The 25,869-nt window shown below is 66.2% G+C and carries 26 protein-coding genes; 22 read left to right on the forward strand and 4 right to left on the reverse strand.

The annotated features are described in order from the left end of the window. Positions 1-18: 18 nt before the first annotated feature. The 3 genes from AC3WMA_RS24300 to AC3WMA_RS24310 are packed head-to-tail and all read left to right on the forward strand — an operon-like array spanning position 19 to position 3,218. Complete coding sequence (locus AC3WMA_RS24300) at positions 19-1,140, forward strand: alpha/beta fold hydrolase (protein WP_492287832.1); 1,122 nt, start codon at positions 19-21, stop codon at positions 1,138-1,140. A 9-nt stretch (positions 1,141-1,149) separates the two neighbouring features. Then, positions 1,150-2,097 (forward strand): bifunctional enoyl-CoA hydratase/phosphate acetyltransferase, encoded by a 948-nt coding sequence (locus tag AC3WMA_RS24305; protein ID WP_492287833.1) that lies wholly within the window; start codon positions 1,150-1,152, stop codon positions 2,095-2,097. Next, complete coding sequence (locus AC3WMA_RS24310; RefSeq protein WP_492287834.1) at positions 2,094-3,218, forward strand: acetate/propionate family kinase; 1,125 nt, start codon at positions 2,094-2,096, stop codon at positions 3,216-3,218. Before AC3WMA_RS24305 ends, AC3WMA_RS24310 begins: the two co-directional genes overlap by 4 nt. A gap of 113 nt (positions 3,219-3,331) precedes the next feature. On the opposite strand, the gene AC3WMA_RS24315 is transcribed toward AC3WMA_RS24310, so the two are convergent. Then, positions 3,332-4,666 (reverse strand): porin, encoded by a 1,335-nt coding sequence (locus AC3WMA_RS24315; protein ID WP_492287835.1) that lies wholly within the window; start codon positions 4,664-4,666, stop codon positions 3,332-3,334. Positions 4,667-5,068: 402 nt separating this feature from the next. Between AC3WMA_RS24315 and AC3WMA_RS24320 the strand changes: the two genes are divergently transcribed. The 3 genes from AC3WMA_RS24320 to AC3WMA_RS24330 all read left to right on the forward strand — a co-directional run bounded on the left by AC3WMA_RS24320 (position 5,069) and on the right by AC3WMA_RS24330 (position 6,792). Continuing rightward, positions 5,069-5,467, forward strand: a complete 399-nt coding sequence (locus AC3WMA_RS24320) for a hypothetical protein (protein ID WP_492287836.1) — start codon at positions 5,069-5,071, stop codon at positions 5,465-5,467. Between the two features lie 84 nt (positions 5,468-5,551). After that, positions 5,552-6,142, forward strand: a complete 591-nt coding sequence (locus AC3WMA_RS24325) for a hypothetical protein (protein WP_492287837.1) — start codon at positions 5,552-5,554, stop codon at positions 6,140-6,142. Between the two features lie 68 nt (positions 6,143-6,210). Then, positions 6,211-6,792 carry a hypothetical protein gene (locus AC3WMA_RS24330; RefSeq protein ID WP_492287838.1) on the forward strand — a complete coding sequence of 194 codons (582 nt, stop codon included), beginning with the start codon at positions 6,211-6,213 and terminating at the stop codon, positions 6,790-6,792. A gap of 156 nt (positions 6,793-6,948) precedes the next feature. Here AC3WMA_RS24330 and AC3WMA_RS24335 read toward each other — a convergent pair whose 3' ends face one another. Then, on the reverse strand, positions 6,949-7,956 hold the full coding sequence (locus tag AC3WMA_RS24335) for a SphA family protein (protein WP_492287839.1): 1,008 nt from the start codon (positions 7,954-7,956) through the stop codon (positions 6,949-6,951). Positions 7,957-8,135: 179 nt separating this feature from the next. Here AC3WMA_RS24335 and AC3WMA_RS24340 point away from each other — a divergent pair, with 179 nt between their 5' ends. The 16 genes from AC3WMA_RS24340 to AC3WMA_RS24415 all read left to right on the forward strand — a co-directional run bounded on the left by AC3WMA_RS24340 (position 8,136) and on the right by AC3WMA_RS24415 (position 23,306). Further along, entirely contained in the window at positions 8,136-8,381 is a 246-nt protein-coding gene (locus tag AC3WMA_RS24340) for a hypothetical protein (protein WP_492287840.1), read from the forward strand. A 251-nt stretch (positions 8,382-8,632) separates the two neighbouring features. Then, positions 8,633-9,313, forward strand: a complete 681-nt coding sequence (locus AC3WMA_RS24345; RefSeq protein ID WP_492287841.1) for a hypothetical protein — start codon at positions 8,633-8,635, stop codon at positions 9,311-9,313. 140 nt (positions 9,314-9,453) lie between these two features. Further along, complete coding sequence (locus AC3WMA_RS24350) at positions 9,454-11,049, forward strand: arylsulfatase (protein ID WP_492287842.1); 1,596 nt, start codon at positions 9,454-9,456, stop codon at positions 11,047-11,049. 73 nt (positions 11,050-11,122) lie between these two features. After that, complete coding sequence (locus tag AC3WMA_RS24355) at positions 11,123-12,127, forward strand: HAD family hydrolase (RefSeq protein WP_492287843.1); 1,005 nt, start codon at positions 11,123-11,125, stop codon at positions 12,125-12,127. A 34-nt stretch (positions 12,128-12,161) separates the two neighbouring features. Then, positions 12,162-13,124: a formylglycine-generating enzyme family protein gene (locus tag AC3WMA_RS24360; protein WP_492287844.1), complete on the forward strand. Its 963-nt coding sequence runs from the start codon at positions 12,162-12,164 to the stop codon at positions 13,122-13,124. A 103-nt stretch (positions 13,125-13,227) separates the two neighbouring features. After that, complete coding sequence (locus AC3WMA_RS24365; RefSeq protein WP_492287845.1) at positions 13,228-14,211, forward strand: AAA family ATPase; 984 nt, start codon at positions 13,228-13,230, stop codon at positions 14,209-14,211. 12 nt (positions 14,212-14,223) lie between these two features. After that, positions 14,224-15,225, forward strand: a complete 1,002-nt coding sequence (locus AC3WMA_RS24370; protein WP_492287846.1) for a DUF58 domain-containing protein — start codon at positions 14,224-14,226, stop codon at positions 15,223-15,225. Then, the gene (locus AC3WMA_RS24375) at positions 15,222-15,701 is read left to right on the forward strand and encodes a DUF4381 domain-containing protein (protein ID WP_492287847.1); all 480 of its coding nucleotides are present in this window, start codon (positions 15,222-15,224) and stop codon (positions 15,699-15,701) included. The genes AC3WMA_RS24370 and AC3WMA_RS24375 overlap by 4 nt, the downstream gene beginning before the upstream one ends. 2 nt (positions 15,702-15,703) lie before the next feature. After that, positions 15,704-16,720 carry a VWA domain-containing protein gene (locus AC3WMA_RS24380; RefSeq protein WP_492287848.1) on the forward strand — a complete coding sequence of 339 codons (1,017 nt, stop codon included), beginning with the start codon at positions 15,704-15,706 and terminating at the stop codon, positions 16,718-16,720. Further along, positions 16,720-17,622 (forward strand): VWA domain-containing protein, encoded by a 903-nt coding sequence (locus AC3WMA_RS24385; RefSeq protein ID WP_492287849.1) that lies wholly within the window; start codon positions 16,720-16,722, stop codon positions 17,620-17,622. The genes AC3WMA_RS24380 and AC3WMA_RS24385 overlap by 1 nt, the downstream gene beginning before the upstream one ends. After that, on the forward strand, positions 17,619-18,251 hold the full coding sequence (locus tag AC3WMA_RS24390) for a tetratricopeptide repeat protein (RefSeq protein WP_492287850.1): 633 nt from the start codon (positions 17,619-17,621) through the stop codon (positions 18,249-18,251). The genes AC3WMA_RS24385 and AC3WMA_RS24390 overlap by 4 nt, the downstream gene beginning before the upstream one ends. 35 nt (positions 18,252-18,286) lie before the next feature. Continuing rightward, positions 18,287-19,498 (forward strand): hypothetical protein, encoded by a 1,212-nt coding sequence (locus AC3WMA_RS24395; protein WP_492287851.1) that lies wholly within the window; start codon positions 18,287-18,289, stop codon positions 19,496-19,498. Positions 19,499-19,692: 194 nt separating this feature from the next. Then, positions 19,693-21,021 (forward strand): DUF1214 domain-containing protein, encoded by a 1,329-nt coding sequence (locus AC3WMA_RS24400; RefSeq protein WP_492287852.1) that lies wholly within the window; start codon positions 19,693-19,695, stop codon positions 21,019-21,021. A gap of 42 nt (positions 21,022-21,063) precedes the next feature. Then, positions 21,064-22,098, forward strand: a complete 1,035-nt coding sequence (locus tag AC3WMA_RS24405; protein WP_492287853.1) for a DUF1254 domain-containing protein — start codon at positions 21,064-21,066, stop codon at positions 22,096-22,098. 9 nt (positions 22,099-22,107) lie between these two features. Further along, positions 22,108-22,368, forward strand: coding sequence for a DUF3302 domain-containing protein (locus tag AC3WMA_RS24410; protein ID WP_492287854.1), 261 nt, complete (start codon positions 22,108-22,110; stop codon positions 22,366-22,368). Next, positions 22,365-23,306: an HlyD family secretion protein gene (locus AC3WMA_RS24415; protein WP_492287855.1), complete on the forward strand. Its 942-nt coding sequence runs from the start codon at positions 22,365-22,367 to the stop codon at positions 23,304-23,306. The genes AC3WMA_RS24410 and AC3WMA_RS24415 overlap by 4 nt, the downstream gene beginning before the upstream one ends. A 103-nt stretch (positions 23,307-23,409) precedes the next feature. On the opposite strand, the gene AC3WMA_RS24420 is transcribed toward AC3WMA_RS24415, so the two are convergent. Next, entirely contained in the window at positions 23,410-24,669 is a 1,260-nt protein-coding gene (locus AC3WMA_RS24420) for a YeeE/YedE family protein (protein ID WP_492287856.1), read from the reverse strand. Positions 24,670-24,684: 15 nt separating this feature from the next. Continuing rightward, the gene (locus AC3WMA_RS24425) at positions 24,685-25,620 is read right to left on the reverse strand and encodes a sulfurtransferase (protein WP_492287857.1); all 936 of its coding nucleotides are present in this window, start codon (positions 25,618-25,620) and stop codon (positions 24,685-24,687) included. Positions 25,621-25,869 lie beyond the last annotated feature (249 nt).

Here is a 25,869-nt window from a genome sequence, read left to right on the forward strand (position 1 = left end):
GAGGAGGCTCCGCTCGACATGACCGCCCGCAAGAAGTCCAATCCCGCTCCACAGCTCGATGCCGACCGCCCCGCGGAACTCAGCCTGCCCTGGTTCTGGCCCGTCGATGCCGCGCTGCGCCTGACCGAGCGCAATCTCGATTTCCTCTCCGAAGCCGTGAAGATCACCCGCCCGCCGCCGCCGGACTGGGCGACGCCCAACACGGTGCGCCTCGACCTGCCCACCATGCGCCTGCGCGAATTCGGCAAGGCCGTCGCCGGCGGCATCCCCGTCCTGGTCGACGCCCCCTATGCCGGGCATGGCGCCACCATCGCCGATTACGACAACGGCCAGAGCCTCGTCGAGGTCTTGCTGGCGAACGGCGTGGAGCACGTCCTCGTCACCGACTGGAAGCCAGCGACGCAGGAGATGCGTTATTTCAGCATCGACACCTATCTGGCTGAACTCAACGCTGCGATCGATGATCTCGGCGGCGTGGTGCATCTGGTCGGGCTCTGCCAGGGCGGCTGGCTGAGCGCGATGCTGGCCTCGCGCTTCCCGCATAAGGTCAGGTCGCTGGTGCTGGCGGGCTCGCCGATCGATGCCGATGCGGGCAACGGCCCGATCAAGCAGATGGCGCAGACCATGCCATTGAAGAGCTATCAGGCGATGGTGCGGGCCGGCCGCGGCCTGATGCCGGGGCGCTTCATGCTCGCGGGCTGGAAGAATATGCATCCCGAGGAGCACTACGTCGACAAGTTCGTCCGGCTCTACCAGAACCTCGCGGACCGCAATTATCTCGACCGGACCGAGACCTTCGCCGCCTGGTATGAGAACCCGCTCGACCTGCCGGGCGTCTACTATCTCCAGGCCATCGAGCAGATCTTCAAGGACAACCGCTTCGCCAAGGGCGAGTTCGTCGGTCTCGGCCGGCGCCTCAGCCTGAAGGACGTGACCTGCCCGGTCTATCTGCTGGCCGGCGCCGAGGATGACATCACCACCAGCGAGCAGGTCTTCGCCGCGGAGGGCCTCGTCGGCACGCCGAAGAAGCTGATCGAGAAGAAGCTGGTGCCCGGTGGCCATATCGGCCTGTTCATGGGGCGTAAGACCCTCAGTGAGACATGGCCCGGCATCGCCCGCTGGCTCGCCACGCAACGCTAGAGAGGCGCCATGACGACGCTGACCTCCTCCGAGTATTTCCGGCTTGCGCTCGGCCGTTGCGAGGCGCTTCCGGCCGTGCGGACCGGGGTGGTGCATCCCGTCAAGGCCAATGTGATCGAGGCGGTGGCCGATGCCGTCAGCGAGCAGCTGATCGCGCCTGTCCTGATCGGCCCGGCCGGCCGCATCCACGCTGCGGCGCAGGAGGCCGGCATCGACATCTCGCCCTGGGAGATCGTCGATACCGAACACAGCCACGAAGCCGCGGCGAAGGCGGTCTCGCTGGCCGCCGCCGGCGAACTCGATGCGCTGATGAAGGGCTCGCTCCACTCCGACGAGCTTCTGGGCGCGGTCGTCCGATCTGATTCCGGATTGCGGACCGAGCGGCGCATCTCGCACGCCTTCGTGATGCATATCGAGAGCTACCCCAAGCCCTTCATCATCACCGACGCCGCGGTCAACATCGCGCCCGATCTCATGACGAAGGCCGATATCGTCCAGAACGCCGTCAACCTCTGGCATGTCGCGCTGAACGGCATCGACGAATTGCCGAAGGTCGCGGTGCTGGCCGCCGTCGAGACCGTCAATCCCCATATGACGGCGACGCTCGATGCCGCCGCCCTCTCGAAGATGGCCGATCGCGGCCAGATCACCGGCGCCATCGTCGATGGGCCGCTCGCCTTCGACAATGCGATCAGCGCCGCAGCGGCGAAGGAGAAGGGCATCGCCTCGGCCGTAGCCGGCCATGCCGATATCCTCCTGGTTCCCGAGATCGAGGCCGGCAACATGCTGGCGAAGCAATTGACCTTCCTGAGCGGCGCCGACGCTGCGGGCATCGTGCTCGGCGCGCGCGTGCCGATCATTCTGACGAGCCGCGCCGATAATCTGCGCGCGCGCCTGCTCTCCTGTGCGCTGGCCGTCCTTCTGGCGGAAGCACGCCGCACGGGGCGGATCAAGTGATCGACACCGTTCTCGTCCTCAACGCCGGCTCGTCCAGCCTCAAGTTCCAGGTCTTTCGCGTCGGCGATCTCGACGTTCTCGCGCGGGGCAAGGCCGTGCGCCTTGGCGAGCCGGAACCCGCCATGGACGCGAGCCTCGCGGGCGGCACCCGGGAGCGCATCGCGCTGCCGCCGGCCTGCGACCATGACACTGCTCTTGCGGCGGTCCTCGCCTTCGTCGACCGCCATGACGATGCCTGGCGGATGAAGGCGATCGTCCATCGCATCGTCCATGGCGGCGAACGCTTTGTCGATCCGGTCGTGGTCACGCCCGAGGTCTTCGCGGCGCTGGAGGGGCTTTCGCCGCTGGCGCCACTGCACCAGCCCCATAACCTGGCTGCGGTGACCGCTGCCCGGCGCCTGATGGGCGATGTGCCGAACATCGCTTGTTTCGACACCGCCTTTCACGCCCGCCACGACGCGCTGACCCACAATTTCGCACTCGATCAGGAGCTGCGCGACAAGGGCATCCGCCGCTATGGCTTTCACGGCCTGTCCTATCAATGGCTGGAGATGGTGCTGGCCGAGCAGCATCCCCGTCTCCATGCCGGCCGGGTCGTCGCGGCTCATCTCGGCAATGGCGCGAGCCTCTGCGCCATCCTGGGCGGGCGCAGCATCGACACCACCATGGGAATGACGGCGCTCGATGGTCTGCCGATGGGGACGCGCTGCGGCGCGCTCGATGCCGGGGCCGTGCTCTACATGTTCCAGAGCCTGGGCATGAACGCGCAGGAGGTCTCGGACGCGCTCTATGAACGCTCGGGTCTGCTGGGATTGTCGGGCCTCTCCAACGATGTCGAGACGCTGCTGAAAAGCGACGACCCGCGCGCCCGCTTCGCGCTCGACTATTTCGCGCTCAAGGTTGCGCAGTTCGCGGCATCCATGGCGGCCGCCATCGGTGGGATCGACGCGCTCGTCTTCACTGGGGGCATCGGCGAGCACGCGGCTCCCGTGCGCGATGCGATCGTCGAACGCCTGCGCTTTCTCGGCGCATTCGAGGTCATCGTGATCAAGGCCAACGAAGAGCGCGTGATGGCGCTGCAAGCGCGGGCCTGCCTCGCCGGGCAGGGGCAGAGGCAATGACTGTCAGGGCCACTATCGCGCTCTGAGACAGCCGATCCGGAGAAGATCGCTTCTGCATGGTGGTTTCCCGCCATGCCTTGCCGATGACGGCGCCTGCGCGATCGAGCGCAGCATCAGAAGGTTCGTTCGAGGAAGAGCTGTGCCGAGCTCTGCCGGCCGGAAAGGCTCGCTGCGCGTGCGTTTCCGGCGATGTCGAGCTTCTGCCAGGCGACGGAACCTTCGAGGCCGAGGCGCAGCCCATCGACCGGCGCCCAGACCAGGTTGGCCGCCACGCGGTCGATCTGGATTCGGCCCGCCAGCCCGGAGGCGTTCGGAATCGAAAGCCGATAGCGGCTGACATAGGCGTTGCTCGACCACTCGTCGGTCCATTCCCGTCCGATCGCGACCACGCCGGACCAGCCGCGCGTCGTGAGGTCTCCGGTCAGGACCGAAAAAGCCGTGCGCTGGTCGATTCGCGAACCGATATAGGGCGCCGCGTTCACGGCCCCGGCGACCTGGGCGGTCAGCGTCAGTGACCGGTCCAGCAACTTCGTCTCCCAGGTCGCGCCGAGGATCGCAGCCCGGCCAATGCGGCTGGAACCGCCGCTCGGCACCTCCCGCGCCGCGAGGGCCCCGTGCAGCGTCAAGCCGTCCTGTTCGTAAAGCAACCGCACGACACCGTCGGGCACACGATTTCCCCGGCTCGGCAACACCGTGCGCCGGTCGGCGGAGGCGTCTTCGGCCGAAAGCGACAGGCTGAGCTGTTCGGTCAGCTGGCGCTCATAGCCGATCAGCGCCACGGTGCGGCTCGGAATCCGCCCGACGAAGGCGAATTCGTCGCCGGCCCAGAAATCGAAGCGCGAGCCCGCAAGCCCGAAGGCGAACGCGCCGAAGGTGACGCTGGCCTCGCTCAGCGTGAGCTCGCTGCCGCCCTCGCTGGTCGTGTCCACGGAGAACTCGAAGGCGCTCGCCAGATAGCTGCCATCCGGAAGCGTCTGACCGGTCTCGATCCGGAAGGTAGTGCTCAGGGGAAAGCTGGTGGCGCTCTGCGGGACCAGTCCGGTCGCCCGCGCCAGTGCGTTCGCCTTGTAGTCGTCGCGCTGGATCCCGGCATTGACCGTGCCGGATACGGCGATGCAGGTGCCGGATCCCGGCGAGACGAAGCCGCGAGGGCTTTCGTCATCCTCGTCTTCGTCCTCATCATCATCGTCGTCCTCATCGTTTTCCGCGACCGGCTTCGACGCGGTGGGGGAGGAGAAAAGCGGAGCCGGGTCCGGAGGCGTGATGGTGCAGCTGCGCAGGAACGCGGGTGGTTTGCTGGCGGCGCCTGCTTGCGAACCGGCGAAGGTGGAAAAGCAGATGGCGGCAAGCACCGTCGCCGCATGAAGCACCGCGGCGATCGAAAGCGCTCCGTGCCGAGCGGGCGGGGCGCGCTTTGCGTCAGGCAGCATGCGTTTGGCGAAGCACATGATCTGCTCGCTTGTTCATCGATATCATCCCGCGCAGATAAGAAAACGGCTTGCGTCGATGGTTCGGCCCAAGTGTCGCCACGCATTGGTTTTGTACGCCGACGCTCACTCCAAGCGCCAGTGGCCGAATAAGCCGCTGAGATCGATGACGGTCACGAGCGCGGAGATTCTCACGACAAGCCCTCCGATTGTTGAGCCGCCGTTTCTTGCGATCTGGCTGAACCGGCAACCGGGCTTGCGAGCATTCGCGCTGCTTCGAGCGACGACCCGGAATCCTTGCCTCGTCATGTAACAGTTTCGATCACAAACTGACTGCGGACTCTGATTAGCTAGCGCCCATTGCGACACGCAAACAAGGTCGGCCGGACCGGTGGTTCAGTGGGCAAGGGCATGAAACGAGGCATGAAGCTTTTGGCTGCGGCGCTGCTCGCCGCTGCCGCGACGATCGCGGGCCATTCCAGCCAGGCCGTCGAACGCCTGCAAGGCGCCTGGGCGACCAGCGCGGCACGTTGCGACCAGGTCTTCGCCAAGCGCAATGGCCGCCTCGTCTTCAAGAATTCGGCCGATGGCTGGTCGGGCTTCATCGCGACGGGCAAGCAGGTTCGCGGCACACAGGCGAGCTGCGAGGCGATCTCGTCGAAGCAGAAGGGCGATGTGCTGATGGTTCTGCTCAGCTGCCAGACCAAGATCATCTTCGAGACGATGAGCGTCTCCGTCCGCCTCATGCCCGATGGCGGCCTGGTGCGCTTCGATCCGGACTTCCCGGAGGTCGAGACGAGCTACAACCGATGCGACAAATGAGAGGCCGGGTATCGCGCTGCGGCGCGGTGCCATGCTTCGCGTCGCCGGTGCCCGAAAAGCTGATGAAGCACGGGAGGAGATGACATGATGTCGTTTCAAGGCACGAAGGCGGCAGGTCGCCTTCATGCGGCGCCGATGGCCGGTCTTCTGTCCAGGACCTTGGCTGGCAAGGCCTTGGCGGTGATGCTGATGCTGTCGCCGCTCGTGCCCCATGATGCACGGGCGCTCCCGCTGATGGCTTCCGGATCGGAGAGAGCGGAGCCCGGTCTCATCGAGCCGGCGCAATATCGCCGGGGCGTCGCGCGGGGTGGCGTCGCCGTCGGACCGAGAGGCGGCGCCATAGCCGGGCGGGGCTATGTCGCGCGCGGACCGCGCGGAGCCGTCGCCGGAAGAGGTTACGTCGCGCGCGGCCCGAGAGGGAATGTCGTGGCGGGCCGTGCCGCTGTTGTGCGCCCGGGCTATCGGCCTGCACCCGTCCCGGTCCGTCCCTGGGTCCGGCCAGCCGGCTATTGGTGGCATCCGGGCCTCGCCGTCGTGTCGGGAGCCGCGATCGGCTTCGCGACGGCCGCAGCGGCCAGGGCCTATGTCAATTCGCAGCCGCCGGCACCCGGCTATTGCTGGTTCTACACCAATCCGGAGCGCACGCAGGGCTTCTGGGACGTCTGCCCGCCCTGAGCAGGGTGGAAAGCCGCAAGAAGGGTCGAGCCGGGCAGACGTAATCCTATCCAAGGCGGGAGGTTTTGATGTCGAGACATATTGGCCTGATTGTCGCCCTCTCGATCGCCGCGGGAATCGCGGGTTGCGCTCCTTATCCCGAGATCACCAGCGAAACGGTCATCGTCGCCGGTGTCGGCCCGGTTGAGATCGAGCGGCTCAATGTCCGTGTGGTGTCGATCGACCGTGCCGATCGCTCGGTCATCGTCGAGCAGCGCGGCAACGCCTGGCGCGTCGATGTTCCGCCCGTATTCGGCAACCTCGAACGCGTTCGCGAAGGCGATATGGTCGAGATCCGGCGTGTCGAAGGCGTGCTCCTGGGCATCGGGCGCAGCAGGCGCGGGGCCAAGCCTTCGATCACCTACGCGGAAGCCGCGGGGGACCCGCAGTTCCAGAACCTGCCGGACAGATATGTCGTCAGGGCGATCACTTTGACGGCGAGGTTCGAGCGATTCGACACGGCGACGAACGTCGTGAGCTATGTCGGCCCGTTCGGCCCGCGCTCCCTCAAGGTCGCGGACCCCGCGATCAGGGCTGATCTGCGACGGCTGCGGAAGGGCGACATGGTCGACCTGAGCCTCGCCGAGGCATTCTACATCGTCCTGAACTAGACCGGCCCCGATGCCCCGGTGCCAGCTGTTCTCCAACCGCCAGGTTCAGGGGGCAGTCGGTACCGGGGGCTTGGCGCCGCCGGCGCAAGCGCGCGATCGTCCGGGTTATCCGACCTCCTTGCGCAGGAAACGGCGTTCCCGCTGGGAGCGCGGATGTCAGTGCTTGACGACCGCTGGGGCTGGAGCGGCGGGGGGCGGGACGTGGCCTAGCGGGAAGGCGAGGCTGATCAGGGCGATCGTTCCCTGTGGCCGGTTCTCGACGCTGACTTCGCGCATGACCTTGAGGCGTGCTGCGACCGGCGTACCGGCGACGTTGAAATTATAGCCGATCGAGCCGCCGATGGCCGTGACGCGTCCCTTGTAGGAACCGAGCGAGGCTCCGCCGCCGCTGTCGCCGCTCACCTGCTGGTAGTGCGAGGCGATCAGGCCGATCGAGAATTCCTTGCTGAGATACTGCGTGATCGCAAGATCGGCATGCACGGCATTGCCGCTGCGGTAGTCAGTGTCCTTGTTCCGGCCGTTGATCTCGAAACCGACCGCGGCGGAGATATCGAGGCCGATCTTGGGATCGAGCCAGGTTCCCGCCGCGAAAACATCGCCGATCCAGCGATTGAAGGCCATGTTCGAGAGCTCGCCGTCCTGGTAGGCGCCGGCCGGGATGCTCAGCGAGCCGCCGACCTGCCAGTGGAAATTGCCGGCGTGCCAGCCGATGAAGCTGGAAACGATGGGATCGCCGAGATTGAAGGTGGCATCGCGGGCGGTCACCCCGAAGGCGCGGCCAAGGCGTGGTGCCGCGATCACGGCACCGGCGCTGATCCGCGGCGTGCCGAACGGGATGGAGACGGCGAAGGCGAGATTGCCTCCGAATATCTGGAGAGGCGTGACCCAGGTCGGGGTCATGAAATTGGCCCGCGCCTCGACCTTGACGTTGCCCAGCACGGCGCCGCCGAACTGCGTCTGGGTCCGTGCCGAAAGCCGCCCGGAATAAGAGTAGAAATCATTCTCGAAATAGAAGCCGGGCGGCGGCAGCATGCCGGCTCCAGGGCCGTGAAGTCCCGGGAGATAGAGGCTCGCGCCCCCCTCGGTTGCCGAGAGCTGGGTCGGGATCGAGGCGCTGCAGAGAACGGCCGTTGCACCGAGAAGGGCGGTCCGGAATCGCTTCATGGCCTGCGCCCTCCGTCACGAGAACGAAGGGTCTTACGATCAATGGGGAGCGTCAAGCTGCGGGGGTAAACATCGAGCCGGGGGCGGCTGCCGGGGCTGCAACTGTATCGACTGCATCTGGAGCGAGATTACGGGCTTATATGCTTTCGATACGCCCTGCGATCCGATGGATGGCTGGTATGGAACAGGCGCAAAAACGCGGGCTTGCCCGCCTGATGCTCCGCTGGCCGGATCGACGCGCTGTCCTGCGCGAGAAATACGGCCATGACCTTCGCCTGGCGGAACTCTGCGAAGCCTACGAGGCCGCCTGCGAGGCCGCGGCCTACTGGGCGAAATCGCCCTCGGCGGTTGGCCTGGAGCGCACCGCGGAGTACAACGCACTCGCATCCGCGACAGAACAAGATATTCTGGAGAGGATTTCCTAACCTCGTCGTTCTCGGTCCTATGGCGGCGAGAACCCGTGCCTTGCCAAAATGGCAATAGTTGCGCCACTGTTACAACGATTGACGAAAGATGATTTTTCGATCCAGGCTTTGGAGGCGGAGCAATGGACGAAAAGATGTCGGCCGAAGGCGAGGAGCCCTCGTCTGAAGACGTGCTTTCGGCTCTCCAAGCGTTATTTGCCAATGATGCACTCAGGATATCGGAAAGAAACCGGCGTTTCCTGAGTTTCGTCGTGACGCAGACGATCGAAGGGCGATCCGACCGGATCAAGGCCTATTCGATCGGTGTTGACGTCTTTGGACGAGATGACAGCTTCGACCCGACGGTCGATCCGATCGTGCGTATCGAGGCCACGCGCCTGCGCTCGGCCCTGACCGCCTATTACGACGGCATGGGAGGGGGGGATCGCGTCAGGATCACGATCCCGCGCGGCAGCTATGTGCCGACATTCGCATGGTCGCCGGGGATGGCTGCGGCTGGTCGCAGCCTCGAAGGCCTCGCGGACGCGATTGCCGACGGACCGCCCGCGGCGGTGGTGATCCATGACCACTCCGACCGCGCCGATCCCGAAGTCGAATTGCGCGGCGAGCTTTTCACCGACGCGCTGCTGCCGCTGTTGCGAAAGGCGCATTTCAAGACGCTCATCGTTCCGCCGGTGGAGCGCAGCGCCGCATCCGGCGCGATTCATGCGCTTTTCGCTCATCCCGGCGAGACCTATTCCCTCGACATCGCCGTGCGCCCTCTGGCGGAACGCCGCCGCTATTCCTGGCGCTTCAGCGATCTGCGCAATGGCGAGGTGCTGGCTTCGGGCTTCCGGGATTTCCTTGCGAAGGCGACACCATGCTTCGAGCTGATCGACGATCTCGCCGATGCTGCGGTGCAGTCGATCTCGGCCGTGATCGCGCCCCGCTGAGGCTGCGGCGCGTGTCGGCGATACAGTTACAGCCTTAAGCGCCCGCTACCTCCGTGCGACCTTCCCGGCGTCGCGCACCCAGGCTTGCGCTCTCGATGACGCGCAGTGCCCGGCGACGGATCCGAAACCGGGAGTGTCTCATGGGACGCCATAAATTCCTTGCCGCGGTCGGTCTCGCGGTGGGCCTGGGGCTGTCGGCAATGCCGGCAAATGCCCAGCCTGCACCCAGCCCGGCGGGCTCGGCCAAGCCCAACATCCTCGTCATCTTCGGTGACGATATCGGCCAATCGAACATCAGCGCCTATTCGCACGGTCTGGTCGGCTACAAGACGCCGAATATCGACCGGATCGCCAAGGAAGGCATGATGTTCACCGACTATTATGCGGAGAACAGCTGCACGGCCGGGCGCTCGACCTTCATCACCGGGCAGGTCTGCCTGCGCACCGGTCTCTGCAAGGTCGGCATTCCCGGCGCGACGGTCGGCCTGCAGGATCGCGACGTGACGATCGCGGAGGCCCTGAAGCCGCTCGGCTATGCGACCGGGCAATTCGGCAAGAACCATCTCGGCGACCGCGACGAATACCTGCCGACGCGGCATGGTTTCGACGAGTTCTTCGGCAATCTCTACCATCTGAACGCCGAAGAGGAGCCCGAGAGGCCTTATTTCCCGAAGAACGACACGGCTTACGTCAAGGCCAACTCACCACGCGGCGTCCTCAAATCCTCGGCTGACGGGAAGATCGAGGATACCGGGCCGCTGACCCGCAAGCGCATGGAGACGGTCGACGACGAGACCACTGCCGGCGCGATCGATTTCATGCAGCGCCAGGTGAAGGCCAACAAGCCTTTCTTCACCTGGATGAACACAACGCGCATGCATGCTTTCACCCATGTCCGCGACGCGATGAAGGGACAGAGCGGCATGCCCGGCAACGACTATGCCGACGGCATGATCGAGCATGACGGCGATGTCGGAAAGTTGCTCAAGGCGATCGACGATCTCGGCGTCGCCAACAACACCATCGTCATCTACACCACCGATAACGGTCCGAACCAGTGGTCCTGGCCCGATGCGGCAACGACGCAGTTCCGCTCCGAGAAGGATACGAACTGGGAGGGTGCCTTCCGTGTCCCGGCGATGATCCGCTGGCCCGGCAAGATCAAGGCAGGCGAAATCTCGAACGAGATGGTCTCCGGCCTCGACTGGTTCCCGACCCTTGTCGCGGCCGCCGGCGACGGCGAGATCAAGGACAAGCTGCAGAAAGGCACCGCGCTCGGCAGCAAGCAGGCAAAGGTCCATCTCGACGGCTACAACCAGCTCCCATACCTCACTGGTCAGCAGACAAAATCCGCCCGCAACGAGTTTTTCTACTTCAACGATGACGGCGAACTCGTCTCCTATCGCTATAACGACTGGAAGATCGTGTTCTGCGAACAGCGCGCACCGGGCGGGTTCACCGTGTGGTCAAACCCCTTCACCTGCCTGCGCGCCCCGAAGGTCTTCAACCTGCGCATGGATCCGATGGAGCGGGCCGACGTCGTTTCCGACCAGTACTATGACTGGCTCGCCCGGAACGCCTATCTGATCCAGTACGGCGTCTACAAGGTCGCGCCCTTCCTGGGAACCTTCAAGGACTTCCCCCCAAGCCAGCGGCCGGCGAGCTTCAGCGTCGACCAGATGGTGGACGCCCTGATGAAGAACCTCGATCAGGCCGCGAGCAAGGCGAGCAAGTAACCACCCGCGATAGAACGAGCCGGCCCATGGGCCGGCTCGTTTCGCTTGGGAATGACGACCGGGAGGACGGGCCATGCGTCGCTTGATCGGGAAGCTTGCAAGAGGGGCAACGATCCTTCTGTCGTTGTGCGCGTTCTCGGCCGCCTGGGCGCAGACCGATCCGCTGCCCTCCTGGAACGACGGCAAGGCCAAGCAGGCCATCTTCGATTTCGTCGGGAAGGTTACCCGGGAAGGCGGGCCGGACTTCGTGCCGCCCGAACGCCGCATCGCCACCTTTGACAATGACGGCACGCTCTGGGCCGAGCAGCCGGTCTATTTCCAGCTCCAGTTCGCGCTCGACGAGATCAAGCGGTTGGCCACCGAGAAGCCCGAGCTCAAGGGCAAGGAGCCCTATCGCTCAGTCCTCGCACGTGACCTGAAATCGCTCGCGGCCGACCATGGCAAGGGCCTGCTGCAGGCCATGATGACGACCCATACCGGCATGACGACCGACGCTTTCGCCAGCCTTGTCGGCAACTGGCTGGACACGGCACGGCATCCGACGAAGCAGCGCCGCTATGACGAGATGGTCTATCAGCCGCAGCTCGAATTGCTGCGTTATCTGCGCAGCCAGGGCTTCAAGACCTTCATCGTCTCGGGCGGTGGCGTCGAGTTCATGCGCGTCTTCGCCGAGAAGACCTATGGCATCCCACCGGAACAGGTCGTGGGCTCGTCGGGCGTCGTCACGTACCGTCTCGATGCCAGCGGCAGGCCGGAGCTGTTCAAGCAGGCGAAGACCGAGTTCGTCGATGACGGGCCCGGCAAGCCGGTCGGCATCAACCGCTTCATCGGCCGCCGCCCGATCCTCGCCTTCGGCAATTCCGACGGCGACCTGCAGATGCTCCAGTATACGGCGGCAGGCAGCGGGCCGCGATTGGCGCTGATCATCCATCACACCGATGCCGAGCGCGAATGGGCCTATGATCGCGGCTCGCCTATCGGCAAGCTCGACAAGGCGCTGGACGAAGGCCGGACCAAGGGCTGGACCATCGTCGACATGAAAGCCGACTGGAAGACGGTTTTCCCCGGTAAACCGTGATCACGCTGCCCGGACGATCGAAGGAGCGCCAACCATGATGAATGCCGCATTCGGAGAAGCGCGTTCGATCACGGACGGCATGATCCGCATCGAAGGCGGCACCTTCCGGATGGGCTCCGACCGGCATTATGCCGAGGAGGCGCCGAGCCATCGCGTCAGCGTCGATGGGTTCTGGATCGACGAGACGCCGGTGACCAACAGCCAGTTCCGTCGTTTCGTCGAGGCGACCGGCCATGTCACCTTCGCCGAGATCCCGCCTGATCCCAGGGACTATCCCGGCGCCCTGCCGCACATGCTGCGGGCCGGTTCGATGATGTTCGATCCGCCGACGCATGCAGTCGAAACGCGTGACTGGGCGCAATGGTGGACATTCAAGTTCGGTGCGACCTGGCGCAAGCCCTATGGCGCCGGCTCCTCGATCAAGGGGCTGGACGATCATCCCGTCGTGCATGTCGCCTATCGCGATGCCGAAGCCTATGCCGCCTGGGCCGGCAAGGCACTGCCGACCGAAGCCGAATGGGAATTCGCGGCCTGGGGCGGGCGCGAGGACAGCGAGTTCGCCTGGGGCGACGAGCTCACGCCGGAGGGCCGCCATATGGCCAATACCTGGCAGGGCGCGTTTCCGCACGAGAACAGCAGGGAAGATGGCTGGGCCCGCACCTCGCCGGTCCGGGCCTTTCCGCCGAACGGCTACGGGCTCCACGACATGATCGGCAATGTCTGGGAATGGACCGCCGATTTCTGGTCCGTGCGCCATCAGGCCGATGCGCCGAAAGCCTGCTGCGTGCCGCAGAATCCGCGCGGCGGCCCGGAAGCCGAGAGTTACGATACGCGCCAACCGACGATCCGCATTCCTCGCAAGGTGCTGAAGGGCGGTTCGCACCTCTGCGCGCCCAGCTATTGCCGGCGCTATCGCCCGGCGGCGCGCCATGCCGAGCCGATCGACACCTCGACCAGCCATGTCGGCTTCCGCTGCGTGCTGCGCGAGAGAGGCTGACGGCCTCCGGCACAACCGTAACCGTAACAGGGCTGACTTCGCCGGGGCCTGCCGCCCAAATCCCCGGAACGACGCCGTTGTCGGCGTTCCGGGGATTTGGGCGATGGATGGAGCCGGACAAAGCGCACGCGATGCCGTCCGGGAGCTCCAGAGCCGGATCAACCAGGACATCATCGGCCAGGAGCGGGTCGTCGAGCGCATCGTCATCGCGCTGCTCGCCGACGGCAATGTCCTGCTCGAGGGCCTGCCCGGCCTCGCCAAGACCCGGGCGATCAAGAGCCTGTCGAAGAACCTCGAATCCGATTTCAGCCGCATCCAGTTCACGCCCGACCTGCTGCCCTCCGACGTCACCGGCGGAGAGATCCTGCGTCCTGACGGCCAGTTCGAGTTCCGGAAAGGCCCCGTCTTCGGCAATCTCATCCTGGCCGATGAGATCAATCGCGCCCCGCCCAAGGTCCAGTCGGCTCTGCTCGAGGCGATGGAGGAGCGGCACGTTACCGTCGCCGGCAAGCGCTACGACCTGCCGCCGCTCTTCATGGTCCTGGCGACCCAGAACCCGATCGAGCAGGAAGGCACCTATCCGCTGCCGGAAGCGCAGATGGACCGCTTCCTGATGCATGTCCGGATCGACTACCCCTCCGACGCCGACGAGGTGAAGGTGATGCGGCTGGTTCGCGCCGAGAACGCGGCGGCGCCTGCCAATCCGGCGCCCCCTCCTGCGAAAATCCCGCAGGAGGCCATTCTGCAAGCCAGGGCCGAGATCGACCGGGTCACGACGAAGGATGTCGTCGAGACCTACATGGTCGCGCTCATCGCCGCGACGCGGCGGCCGGCCGAATTCGGCGAACATCTCAAGAGCTGGATCGCGGTCGGGGCGAGCCCGCGCGGCTCGCTCGCGCTCGACCGCTGCTCGCGAACCTATGCCTGGTTGCAGGGGCGCGACTACGTCACGCCCGAGGACGTCCAGTCGGTCGTGCATGACTGCCTCAGGCACCGTGTCTCGCTCGCCTACGAGGCCGGTGCGGACGGCGTGAATGCGGATGCGGTGCTGGACGAGGTGGTGAAGCAGGTCGCCGTCGCGATCTAGCGGAGAGAGCCCATGGCGCTGATGCGGGAGCGGGCGGGGCCGGACGGGAAGGCGCAAGCGACCAGCGCACGCGCCTTCGTCACGCTCGACGAGTTGTTGCGCCTCAAGCACCGCGCCCATGGCTTCAGCTTCAAGCCCCGCCAGCCGGTCCACAGTCTGCTCGCCGGCCGCCATGCCTCGCGCCTGCGTGGCCGCGGGCTGAATTTCGAGGAGTTGCGGCACTATTTCGAGGGCGACGATACCCGCACCATCGACTGGCTCGCGACGGCGCGGCTCGGCAGCCCGCATATCCGGGTCTATTCCGAGGAGCGCGACCGGCCGGTGCTGCTGCTCGTGGACCAGCGCAGCACGATGTTCTTCGGCAGCCGCCGGATGATGAAATCGGTCGCTGCCGCGGAAGTCGCGGCGCTCGCGGCCTGGCGGGTGACCTCACTGGGCGATCGCGTCGGGGCGGTCGTCTTCGGCGATGGCGGCGTCGTCACCGTGAGCCCGCAGGCCCGCGATCACGGCGTGGTTCGCGTTCTCTCGGAGATAGCCCGCCAGAACGCTGCCCTGAAGCCTCTCTCATCGGCGGGGCCTGGAGCCGCTCGCCTCAACGAGGCGCTCGCCGCCGCGGCGCGGATCGTCGCGCATGACGGGCTGATCTGCCTGATCTCCGACGCCGTCGGCGAGGATGACGAGACCCAGCGCCTGGTGACGCGCCTCACGGCCCATAACGATGTTCTGGCAGCCTTCGTCCACGACCCGCTGGAGCAGGATCTGCCGGATATCGGTTCCGCGATTTTCAGCTCCGGACCCGCGCAGATCGAGGTCGATACATCGTCCGCCGCCCTGAGGGGCCGGTTCAGCGAAGAGCGGGCGCAATGGCGCGCGCGGCTCGCAGGCCTATCGCGCAATCGAGCGATTCCGGTCCTGCCGATCTCGACCGAGCGCGACGTCGCCACGCAATTGCGCGAGCTGATCGGCCGGCGCGAGGCCCAGAAATTGGGGCGTCTCGGGGGGAGGGCGCCATGAGCAGCGACCCCGGCGATCTCGCCAACATGGCCGATCTGGCCTTGCCGGAGCCGATATCGTTCTGGCCGCCCGCAGCCGGTGTCTGGATCGTCGGCGTGACGGCTGGGGCGATGCTGGCCGTCATGGCCGGGCGGGCGCTGCGGCGCTACCGGGCCGACGCCTATCTCCGGCGCGCTGAAGCCGAGATCGATGCATTGGCCGGAGGTGACGACGGAACCACGGAGGCGATCTCGGCTGTGCTGAAGCGCGTGGCGATCGTCGCCTATGGCCGGGAACGAGTGGCATCGCTGACCGGGCAGGGCTGGGCCGCCTTCATCACGCAGACCACGCCGGCCGGCAGCCAGACGGTCGATCTGACTGAGAGCTTGGCAGATATCTCCGCTCCCGGCGGGCGCGTGTCGGAAGCCAGCGCGCTTGTCGCACAGGCGAAGAACTGGCTCCGCGGCCAGCGCGGGCGAGGGGCGAAGGAAGCGTGACGATGCTCAGCTTAGCTTATCCCTGGATTGCGCTCATCGCCCCGCTGCCGTTGCTCGTCCGGTTCGCGTTGCCGGCACATGTCGAGCAGCGTGTCGGGTTGACCGTGCCGTTCTTCGACAGGCTGGCCCGGCTCAGCGGCCAGACATCATTCTCGGATGGTGTCGTGGCGAGGCGCAGCCTCGCCAGCCGTGTCGCGCTAGTGGTGATCTGGTTGCTCATCATGGCGGCGCTTGCCCGGCCGCAATGGATCGAGCCGCCCCTGCATCGCGACCTGCCGACACGCGATCTGCTCCTGCTGGTCGATCTCTCGGGCTCGATGGATACGCGCGATTTCGTCGATGCGTCCGGGCGCACGGTCGACCGGCTCGCTGCGGTAAAGCAGGTGCTCGATGATTTCCTGTCGCGCCGCAAGGGCGACCGTGTCGGCGTCGTCGTCTTTGGCGACGCGCCTTTCGCGCTCGTGCCCTTCACCACCGATCTCGATCTCTGCCGCGCCATGCTCCGTGACACGGCGGTCGGCATGGCCGGGCCGCGCACCGCCTTCGGCGATGCGATCGGCCTCGGCATCGGGCTGTTCGCCCGCAGCACGGTCAAGGCGAAGACGATCATCGCGCTGACCGACGGCAACGACACGCTGAGCAAGGTGCCGCCGGCCGAGGCCGCTCGCGTCGCGAAGGACAAGGGCATCGTCATCCACACCGTGGCGGTTGGCGATCCGCAGGCGGCCGGCGAGGACAAGCTCGACGAGGCCGCGTTGAAGGAGGTCGCGACGACGACGGGCGGCGGCTTCTTCCGCGCGCTGGATCGGGCCGGGCTCGCGCAGATCTATCAGCGTCTCGACGCGATCGAGACGCGCCGCATCGACAGCGTCAGTTTTCGGCCGCGCCGCGATATCTACTGGGTGCCGCTCGCCGCAGCTCTCGTTCTGATGTTGCTCGCTCAGGCTTTCGGTATGATCCGTCGGCATCGGCGGGCGATATCTGCCGGATCGGCTGTGGTTGCCGAAGCGAGGCCGTGATGGAAGCGCTCGCCGCCTTCCATGTCGAACGGCCGCTCTGGCTCCTGGCCTTGGCCCCGGCTGCCATTCTGTGGCGGCTGGCGCGACGCAGTTCCGATCCTGCCCTGCAATGGCGCCGCGTCATCGATCCCGCACTGCTGCCTTACCTCCTGACCGGGGACGGCAGGCGTGCGCGCATCCTTCCGGCCGATTGGCTGTTCGCCGGTTGCATCATCGCGGCCATTGCGATCGCTGGCCCGGCCTGGCAGCGCGAACCGTCGCCCTTCGCCGAAGCCAAGCCGCCTGTTGCGGTCGTGCTGAAGATCACCCCATCCATGCTGACGGCGGACCTTGCGCCGACGCGGCTCGATCGCGCCCGGCAGAAGCTGGCCGATATCCTTGCCGCGCGGGAGGGGGCCTCGACGGCGTTGGTCGCCTATGCCGGCTCGGCGCATCTTGTCCTGCCGCCGACGCCGGACAGCGCCGTCATCCTCGAGCTCGCCAAGGCGCTCTCGCCCGGGATCATGCCGAAGCAGGGGGACGATCTCGCAGGCGCGCTCGCGCTGGCGCGGCGCGCGCTTGCCGGCGCCGGTCAAGGCGGGACGATCCTTCTCCTCGCCGATGCCCTACCGGGCGGCGTGGAAGCAAAGCCGGCTGGTTCGCCGCCGGTGACGATCCTGGCCCTGCCCGATGCCGAAGCGGCTGGGCTCACCGAAGCCGCAAAAACCTTGGGCGGCACGGTGGTCCCGACCACGCCTGACCAGGCCGACGTCGCGGCCATCGTCCGTCGTCTCGACCGTGGCGACAATGCTGCCGGCATCGCTGGCGAGGGAGATCACTGGCGCGAGGCCGGTTACTGGCTGGTCCCGATCCTCGCGCTTCTGGCGCTGCCCTGGTTCCGGCGCGGCTGGGGGGTGGCATGATCCGCTCGCACCGCCTTACGTCCTATGCGGCCCTCGTGTTTCTGGCAGCTCTGGCCTTGCTGGTGGCCGGGTATTGGCTGGGCTTTCGCGATCTCTGGCTGACGCCGGACCAGCGCGGCCGCCTCCTTTTGCAACGGGGCCAGGCGGCCGAGGCCGCGCAGGCGTTTCGCGACCCGCTCTGGCGTGGGGTCGCCCTGTTCAAGGCAGGGGATTTCAAGGGCGCGGCGCAGGCCTTCGCGGCGCGCGACACCGCGGAAGCGGCTTTCGATCAGGGCAATGCGCTGGTGATGCTCGGACAATATGACGAGGCGTTGAAGCGCTTCGACCGCTCGCTTGCGTTGCGGCCGGGCTGGCCGGAAGCACTGCGCAACCGCGAGATCGCCCGCATCCGCGCGGAGCGTCGCAAGACGGAGGGTGGCGAGACCGGGCAAACCGATTCCCGGCCGGACCAGGTCGTCTTCGACAAGACGAAGCCCGGTGGCGAGGACACGACGGTGCAGGCCGCGATGCCAATGTCGGACGAGGCGGTGCGCGCACTCTGGCTGAAGCGTGTGCAGACCCGCCCGGCGGATTTCCTGCGGGCAAAATTCGCCTATCAGCTCGGCGCGCAGCCGGGAGCGGCGCCATGAGAGCCTTTCTCCTGCTTCTGTCGCTCACTGTCCCGATGATCGCGTTCGCGCAGGCGCCTGCCGAGCCGCCAATCATCCGCACGACGCTCGATCCCACGAACGGGATCGTCATCGGCCAGCCGGTTCGGCTCAACGTGGCGGTGCTGTTCCCCGGCGAGATGCAGCATCCGCCGCTCGTCAGCGTGCCGGAAGCGGCCGGGGCCCAGATTCTCAGATTCGAAACTCAGGCGATCACCACCCGCGACCGAATCGACGGCCTGGACTATGTCGGCCAGAGCTTCGAATTCGTCGTCTTCCCGCGGCGCGGGGGCGAGATTGCGATACCGGCCCCGACCGTCGCGCTGCTGACGCGGGACGGCGAGCCCGCGGGCACGATGACCGGAACGGCGACGCATTTCAGCGTCAGCGTGCCCCCCGGCATCGACCCATCCGGCCCGGTACTCGCCGCCGACAGCGTGAGCGCGAGCGAGAGCTGGTCGCCGGAGCCTCGGGAGCGTTCGTTCCGTGCCGGAGATGCGGTGGTCCGGACGATCCGGCGTCAGGCCGCAGGCGTGCCGGCGCTCGGCATGGCCGAGTTCCGCTTCGAGGCGCCGGACGGAGTGCGGATCTATGTCGATCCGCCGGTGATTGAGGATCGCAGCAACCGTGGCAGCGTGGACGGGCATCGCATCGACAAGGTCACCTATGTGTTCGAGCGGCCGGGCAGCTTCGCGCTGCCGGCCCTGTCGCAGCCCTGGTGGAGCCTCGCCGACAAGACGGCGAGGACCGAGACGCTGCCGGGGCTGACGGTCACGATCGCGGCCGCGACGCAACCAGCCCGGCCCGGCCGATCTGCCATGTGGTCGTGGACGCTTGGAGGATTGGCTCTGATCCTGATCGCGCTGCTGGCCCTGCTGCGCGAGCGCCTCCGCGCGGCATGGCGGCAGGCCGTCATCGGGTTGGGCGGTTCGGAATGGTCCGCACGCTGGCAGTTGCGGCGAGCCGCGAGGAGCGGGGAACCCGGCGAAAGTTATCGGGCCTTCGCGATCTGGCATGGCCGCCTGTCCTCGGCTGACCGGGAGGCCTTGCGCCGCGACCCGCGCGTGGCGCCGTGCCTGGCGGAGCTCGAGCGCGCGACGTTCGGCGGCGGTGGCTGGAGCAGGCGAAGCGGGCGGGAGCTGGTGCGTGCCATAGCCGACTGGCGGCCTCCGAAAGGCGGCGGCAAGGCGATGCAGGCCGCGCTTCCCCCACTCAATCCCGCCTCGTAGAAGTCGACGATCTCCGCGCCCGAGCCACGCGAAACAAGCTCGGTAACTGTTACGGTCTTAAGGCAGCGCAGGCGGCGTGCGACGGTCCTGTCGCGAAGCCGGGCAGCAAGGGGCGCGCCTCCGCCCTTGCAGGTCCCTCGACAGCGCTTCCCGACAATCCGGGTCGACAGCTTACGGCCGTCATGGAGCAGGCGATGTCCACGAGCCCTTTGAAGCAGCTCCTGCTGGCCCTGACGATTGTCGTGCCGACGATCGCAGCGGCACAACCGTCGTCACCACCGGCTCCCGACGCGAAAACCGTCGCCGACGCCTATGTCTACCTGCTTGGCCGTGTACTGGTCATTCGTCAGGAGCAGATGGACAGCAGGGCGAAGGACTTCGCCTACAACAAGATCAGGTACAATCCGCTCGGCTCGGCTGATTTCGTCAATCCGAATTTCGACGTTGCCTATCTCGAAACCTGGGTTGCCGTCGACGACAGGACGCCGGTGATCCTGGAGGTGCCGGAGATCAAGGGGCGCTACTACACTGCGCAGATCCTCGACGAATGGGGCGAGGTGATCGCCAATATCAACGAGCGCACCTTCCCGTCGAAGCCCTTCGGCAAGTTCGCGCTGGTGAAGCCCGGCTCGCAGGCGAAGATTCCAGCCGACGCGGCACGGATAGAGCTGCATTCCAGCAAGGCCAAGGTTCTCGGCCGGATCGAGCTCAAGGGCGATCCCGAAGGTGCCATCCGGCTGCAGCAGGCTTTCAAGGTCAGTACGGCAGGCAAGCCGGCGATTGCCAGGCCGGTCGCGCTGCCGATGTTCGAGAACAAGGATCTGATCGGCGCCGTGATCTTCGACAAGGTCGATGCGACGCTGGCCAGCGCGCTCGACGTTGCCCCCAATGCCGCGGAGATGCAGCAGAAGGTGCGGGCGATCTCAGCCTATGTCGCGTCGGGCAAGGAAGCTCGCGCGGCTATCGACGCGCAGCTGAAGAAGGTCGTGCCCGAATTCCAGGAATACGCCTTCACCAGGAGCGCTCCCTATCGCAATCATTGGGTCGGCGGCGCCGCAGTCGGCAATTACGGCAAGAATTTCTGGCTGCGCACGACGGTCAATTTCGCCGGTATCTGGGCCAACGCCATCGACGAAGTGACCTATTTTTCCGCGACGCGGGACGCTGACGAGACGCTGCTCAATGGCAGCAACAGCTATGTCATGCATTTTCCCGCCGATCGCCTGCCGCAGTCGGCCGTCGATGCGTACTGGTCGGTCATTCTCGTCGGCGTACCGGATTATCGGGTGATGCCGAACCCCCTCAACCGGTTCAATTTCAATACCTATTCGAAGCTCGCGAGCGAGGCCGACGGATCGCTCAAGATCGCGGTCGGGCCAAAGCCGGTTGCGGGCGTCCCGGAGTCGAACTGGCTGCCCGCGCCGGAGGGAAAGACCTTCTCGCTGACCTTCCGGACCTATGTGCCGAAGGAGATCGTCCGGAACGGCGGGTGGCAACCTCCGCCGGTGACCAAGGTGAACTGACGACATTTCCGCAGGCGGCGCCGAGATCGGCAGGAGAGCACCATGAAGATCAGTCTAGCATCCCAGGTCGCGCTGTCGCTCATCATGACGGGCGTGGCTTTCGCCCAGCAAAGCAATGCGCCAGGCGGCCCCGTTCCGGTCACGGTCGACAACTTCCCGCGCGCCGAATCCGATCTCTACATGAGCAGGACCGTTCAGGACGGCGGCTTCGGTAAATTCATCCATAGGCGGCTGCCGGCGGACATCGAGAACCAAACCATCATCCGCCTCAATCGCGACACGCTTTATTCTTCGGCTGTCGTCGATCTCGATGCTGGTCCGGTGACCGTCATCCTGCCCGATTCCGGCAAGCGCTTCATGTCGCTGCAGGTCATCAACCAAGATCATTACGTGACGCTCGTCACCTACAAGCCTGGCCCGGTGACGCTGACGCGGGCCAAGGTCGGCACCCGCTACGCCATCGTCGGCGTGCGCACGCTGGTCGATCCCAACGATCCGAAGGACGTCCAGCAGGTCCATGCGCTGCAGGACGCGCTCAAGCTCGAGCAAAAGGGCTCGGGCAAGTTCGAGATTCCGAAATGGGACGAGGCCAGCCAGAAAAAGGTTCGCGATGCCCTTCTGGTGCTCGCCTCCACCATAGGCGGCTTCAAGAATGGCTTCGGCCAGAAGGGGCAGGTCGATCCGATCCGCCACCTGATCGTGACCGCCGCGGGCTGGGGCGGCAATCCCGACAAGGACGCGACCTATCTGAGCTTCACGCCGGCGAAGAATGACGGCACGACGGTCTACAGGCTCAAGGTCGGGGCCGTGCCGGTCGATGCCTTCTGGTCGGTCAGCGTCTACAATGCCGAGGGCTATTACGAGAAGAACGCCTACAACGCCTATTCGCTGAACAACATCACCGCGAAGAAGAGCGCGGACGGCGCCGTCGACATCCAGTTCGGCGGCTGCGACGGCAAGGTCCCGAATTGCCTGCCGGTGATGAAGGGCTGGAACTACACCGTCCGGCTTTATCGTCCGCGGGCGGAGGTTCTGAACGGGCGCTGGAAATTCCCCGAGCCGCAACCCGTGCCGTGAGGCTCCGGCATGTCCGGCCTCGACATCTTCGCCTGGATCGTCCTCGTGGTGCTCGTCGCCAGTACGGTCTTCGTCGTCGTCTTCATGGCGATGTGGCCCGGCATGGTCGCCAGGCGCCGTAACCATCCCTGGGCCGAAGCGGTTGCCATCGGCGGCTGGGTGACGCTCTTCCTCGGCTTCGTGCTCTGGCCGGTCGTGCTGATCTGGGCCTATGTCGACGTGCCGGCAAACCCGGGCCGTGGCACTGGCGATGCGGAGACGGCGCGATGATCGTCGTCCTGCTCAACACCTATCTGGCGCTGCTCTTCATTCTCGTGAAGCTCAAGGTCGTGCCCTTCAACCTTTTCTGGAAGGTTTCGCCGGTCATCGTTCTCCTCGTCCTGCTGATCGGGCTGTTCATCCCGATGAACTGGGGCGCGCCGCAGGGGCCGGTGCTGGTCGTGCGCAACTCGGTCGCGATCGTGCCGGACGTCGCGGGCGAGGTCGCCGACGTGCCGGTCACAGCCAATACGCCGCTCAAGGCCGGCGACGTGCTGTTCAAGATCGATCCGGTGCCGTTCCAGGCTCAGGTCGACGCCCTGGCGGCGCAGCTCAGGTTCCAGGAGACGCGCCTCACGGAGATGACCCAGCTTCAGTCCCGCGGCACGGGCAGGGCTTTCGATGTCGAGCAGCGCGAGGCCGAGGTGGAGCAGCTCAAGGCGCAGCTCGCCGGCGCGAAATGGAACCTGGAAAAGACCACGGTGCGGGCACCGGCGGATGGCTATGTCACCAATCTCGCCCTGCGCAAGGGAGCGCGGGTGACCAACCTGCCGCTGGCGCCGGTGATGGCCTTCATCGATACCGCCGACACGCTCCTTGGCGTCGAGATCAACCAGATCGACGCGCGCTATGTCGCGGCCGGCCAGCCGGTCGAGCTCACCTTCAAATGGGCGCCGGGGACGGTGCAGACAGGCAAGGTCGAGAGCGTGCTCCAAGCCGTCGCGACAGGCCAGGTTCAGACCTCCGGCGTCGCAGTGGCGCCGAAATCCGTTCAGGCCGCGCCTTTCGTGGTCCGTGTGAAGCTCGACGACGAAGCCTTCGCGCGCAGGTTGCCGGCCGGTAGCGCTGGCGATGCCGCGATCTTCACCGATCGGGTCAAGGCCGCGCATGTCATCCGCAAGGTGCTGCTGCGGCAGATCGCGATCACCAACTACATCAACCCGTTCTGACGCTTCTCGAAGCCCAGCTGTCGTAAGGCGGGGGATTGCAGCGGTGTTCGATGCGTGAAGGCGTTCGGGCCCTCGCGGGAGATGCCTGTCCTGCCGCCGCGAACTACAGGGGCAGGCCGGCCCATCGTCCGAGCTTCAGCATAGCCGTGGCGCCGACGCCGAGCGCCAGCGCGAAGACCCAGCCCGAGAGCGCGCCGGCCGAGATGCCCGAGAGCAAAGTGCCGACGGTGCAACCCAGGCCGATGACGGTGCCCCAGCCGAGGAGTACGCCGCCGGCGAGGCCACGCAGCACCTGGCCGCCGGTCGGCCGGCGCGGCTTGAACTCGCCCGCGGCCAGTGCCGCGATCAGCGCGGCTGCGACGATGCCGGTGATGAACAGGCCGTTCGGCGTCAGCAGCGCGTCGCGGATGACGGTAGCGCAGCCGCGGAAGCTGTCGAGGCCTTCGAGCCGAGACGGCAACAGCGCGAAGGCACCGGCAAGCTGACGCGCGCGCGAGCCGATCTCGGCCGTCACTCCGAGAGGCGATACGCGCAGATAGGCGGCAACCCCGATCAGCCCGACGAGGAGGCCGCCCAGCCAGGCCGGCCAGCGTTGCCGGAACATGGCGACGAGAGGATCGCGCGACGGCTCAGGCTGTGGGGGAAGGTTGCCCTTGCGCAGGAGGAGCCAGGCCAGCGCGCCCAGAACGACGAGGGACACGATCAGCGCGCCGCCATAGCCGAGATGGCGCGGCAGCCACGGGACCGGCGCCCCCGCGATCGTCCAGAGATAGAGCCCGTTCCAGCTTTGGAAGCCGAGGATGAAACCACCGACGGCCCCAATCAGGGCGAAGGGAGCCGTCGGCGAGCCTTCGCCAAGTCGATAGAGATGGGCGCTGAGGCAGGAGCCGGAAAGCGCCATACCCGCTCCGAAGGCAAGGCCCGCGAGCACGAGCGCGAGGCTCACCGGCCCGATATGGGCAGTCGGTGGCAGGCGCGTGCCTGACGGGTCCGGCAGCCAGGCGCCGAAGATCAGGGTGTAGCCGGTGATGCCGACAGCGAGCGCCGTGACGATGCCGAGCAAGCCGCGCGGGTCGCGCCGGTCGAGCCAGTCGCGCCAGATGCAGAGGAAGCAGAAGCGTGAGCGCTGGATCACGAAGCCGAAGGCCGCTCCGAGGATCAGCGACAATTGCAGCTGCGGCGCCGGGTCGCCATGGCGGCCGATACCGACGATCGCCAGTGCGAGCAGGGCTGCAAGGCCCAGCGCGATCAGGGTGCCCAAGGCTGGCCCCGAAACGGGATCAGCCACGGCAGCCGGAGCCGCCATGGCCGCTTCACGGGCGCGCTGGTAATCCAGCGCGCCGCTTTCGTCGGAGATGCTCATCGGCGCGTGGGCAGCTTACTTGCCGCCCCAGACCGTGCCAGCGGGGTTGCTGATCGGCAGGCCGACGGTGTTGCCGTATTCGGTCCAGGAGCCGTCATAATTCGCGACCTGATAGCCGAGCACGCGCGAGAGAATGAACCAGGTGTGGCTGGAGCGTTCGCCGATGCGGCAGGTCGTGATCACCGGCTTCGAACCGTCGATGCCGACATTGGCATAGAGCTTCTTCAATTCCTCCGGCGATTTCAGCGTGCCGTCGGCCTGGTTGACCGCCTGGGCCCAGGGCACGTTGACGGAACCGGGGATATGGCCGGCGCGCAGCGCCAGCTCCTGGAAGCCGGCCGGCGCGATGATCTTGCCGGAGAACTCGTCGGCCGAGCGGATGTCGAGCACGCGCGCCTCGGATTTCTTCTCGACGGTGGCGACGACATCGGCAAGCCGGGCGCGCAGCTTGCGGTTGGGCTCGGCCACGGTGAAGGCGGAGGCCTTGACCGCCAGCGGGTTGGTCGAGACCGGGCGCTTCTCCAGCTCCCATTTCTTGCGGCCGCCATCGAGCAGCTTCACGTTGTCGCGCAGGCCGTAGATGTCGAAGACCCAGGCGCCCCAGGCGGCGAACCAGTTATTGCTGTCGCCGTAGAGGACGATGGTGACGTCCTTGTCGAGGCCGAGCTTGCGGGCGAGCGCCTGGAACTTCTCCGGCTTGGCGATGTCGCGCTCGACCGTGTCGACGAGATCGGTGTGCCAGACGACGTTCTGCGCGCCGGGGATATGGCCACGCTCATAGAGGCCGGGCTCGACGCTGACCTCGACGACCCGCACCTTCGGATCGCTGAGGTTTTTCTCCAGCCAGTCGGTGGTAACGAGCGGACCGGAATTGGCGAGCGCGGCACCGCCCAGCAGCAGGGCCGCTGCGAGCGAGAGGGCGCTCCTGCGCAGCAGGGACAGGGCGGACATGGCGCGATCTCCTTGAGTTTGAAAGCTTTGCCATGATTTCGCCACGCGCCGGCCAGCGGAAGCCGAACAGGATTTTTTTGTTGGGGCGATCCGGAGAACGAAGAAGTTGTACGACCTTCGTTCAAGAAAATGACGTTGCGGAACGAGCCGAAACGGAGCGCCGGGCCTCAGGCTGCCGCCGCGCGGTGGGCCGTCAGCCTTGCTGCGATCCTGGCCTCCTGTGCGGCCTTGACCAGACCGACGCGGGCG

It is taken from the genome of Allobosea sp. FW305-C-101 (genome assembly GCF_058783685.1).

Coding starts and splice junctions, on each gene's coding strand:
- AC3WMA_RS24300 (WP_492287832.1), top strand. CDS start 19: ATGACCGCCCGCAAGAAGTCCAATCCCGCTCCACAGCTCGATGCCGAC.
- AC3WMA_RS24305 (WP_492287833.1), top strand. CDS start 1,150: ATGACGACGCTGACCTCCTCCGAGTATTTCCGGCTTGCGCTCGGCCGT.
- AC3WMA_RS24315 (WP_492287835.1), bottom strand. CDS start 4,666: ATGTGCTTCGCCAAACGCATGCTGCCTGACGCAAAGCGCGCCCCGCCC.
- AC3WMA_RS24320 (WP_492287836.1), top strand. CDS start 5,069: ATGAAGCTTTTGGCTGCGGCGCTGCTCGCCGCTGCCGCGACGATCGCG.
- AC3WMA_RS24325 (WP_492287837.1), top strand. CDS start 5,552: ATGATGTCGTTTCAAGGCACGAAGGCGGCAGGTCGCCTTCATGCGGCG.
- AC3WMA_RS24330 (WP_492287838.1), top strand. CDS start 6,211: ATGTCGAGACATATTGGCCTGATTGTCGCCCTCTCGATCGCCGCGGGA.
- AC3WMA_RS24335 (WP_492287839.1), bottom strand. CDS start 7,956: ATGAAGCGATTCCGGACCGCCCTTCTCGGTGCAACGGCCGTTCTCTGC.
- AC3WMA_RS24340 (WP_492287840.1), top strand. CDS start 8,136: ATGGAACAGGCGCAAAAACGCGGGCTTGCCCGCCTGATGCTCCGCTGG.
- AC3WMA_RS24350 (WP_492287842.1), top strand. CDS start 9,454: ATGGGACGCCATAAATTCCTTGCCGCGGTCGGTCTCGCGGTGGGCCTG.
- AC3WMA_RS24355 (WP_492287843.1), top strand. CDS start 11,123: ATGCGTCGCTTGATCGGGAAGCTTGCAAGAGGGGCAACGATCCTTCTG.
- AC3WMA_RS24360 (WP_492287844.1), top strand. CDS start 12,162: ATGATGAATGCCGCATTCGGAGAAGCGCGTTCGATCACGGACGGCATG.
- AC3WMA_RS24365 (WP_492287845.1), top strand. CDS start 13,228: ATGGATGGAGCCGGACAAAGCGCACGCGATGCCGTCCGGGAGCTCCAG.
- AC3WMA_RS24370 (WP_492287846.1), top strand. CDS start 14,224: ATGGCGCTGATGCGGGAGCGGGCGGGGCCGGACGGGAAGGCGCAAGCG.
- AC3WMA_RS24375 (WP_492287847.1), top strand. CDS start 15,222: ATGAGCAGCGACCCCGGCGATCTCGCCAACATGGCCGATCTGGCCTTG.
- AC3WMA_RS24380 (WP_492287848.1), top strand. CDS start 15,704: ATGCTCAGCTTAGCTTATCCCTGGATTGCGCTCATCGCCCCGCTGCCG.
- AC3WMA_RS24385 (WP_492287849.1), top strand. CDS start 16,720: ATGGAAGCGCTCGCCGCCTTCCATGTCGAACGGCCGCTCTGGCTCCTG.
- AC3WMA_RS24390 (WP_492287850.1), top strand. CDS start 17,619: ATGATCCGCTCGCACCGCCTTACGTCCTATGCGGCCCTCGTGTTTCTG.
- AC3WMA_RS24395 (WP_492287851.1), top strand. CDS start 18,287: ATGATCGCGTTCGCGCAGGCGCCTGCCGAGCCGCCAATCATCCGCACG.
- AC3WMA_RS24400 (WP_492287852.1), top strand. CDS start 19,693: ATGTCCACGAGCCCTTTGAAGCAGCTCCTGCTGGCCCTGACGATTGTC.
- AC3WMA_RS24405 (WP_492287853.1), top strand. CDS start 21,064: ATGAAGATCAGTCTAGCATCCCAGGTCGCGCTGTCGCTCATCATGACG.
- AC3WMA_RS24410 (WP_492287854.1), top strand. CDS start 22,108: ATGTCCGGCCTCGACATCTTCGCCTGGATCGTCCTCGTGGTGCTCGTC.
- AC3WMA_RS24415 (WP_492287855.1), top strand. CDS start 22,365: ATGATCGTCGTCCTGCTCAACACCTATCTGGCGCTGCTCTTCATTCTC.
- AC3WMA_RS24420 (WP_492287856.1), bottom strand. CDS start 24,669: ATGAGCATCTCCGACGAAAGCGGCGCGCTGGATTACCAGCGCGCCCGT.
- AC3WMA_RS24425 (WP_492287857.1), bottom strand. CDS start 25,620: ATGTCCGCCCTGTCCCTGCTGCGCAGGAGCGCCCTCTCGCTCGCAGCG.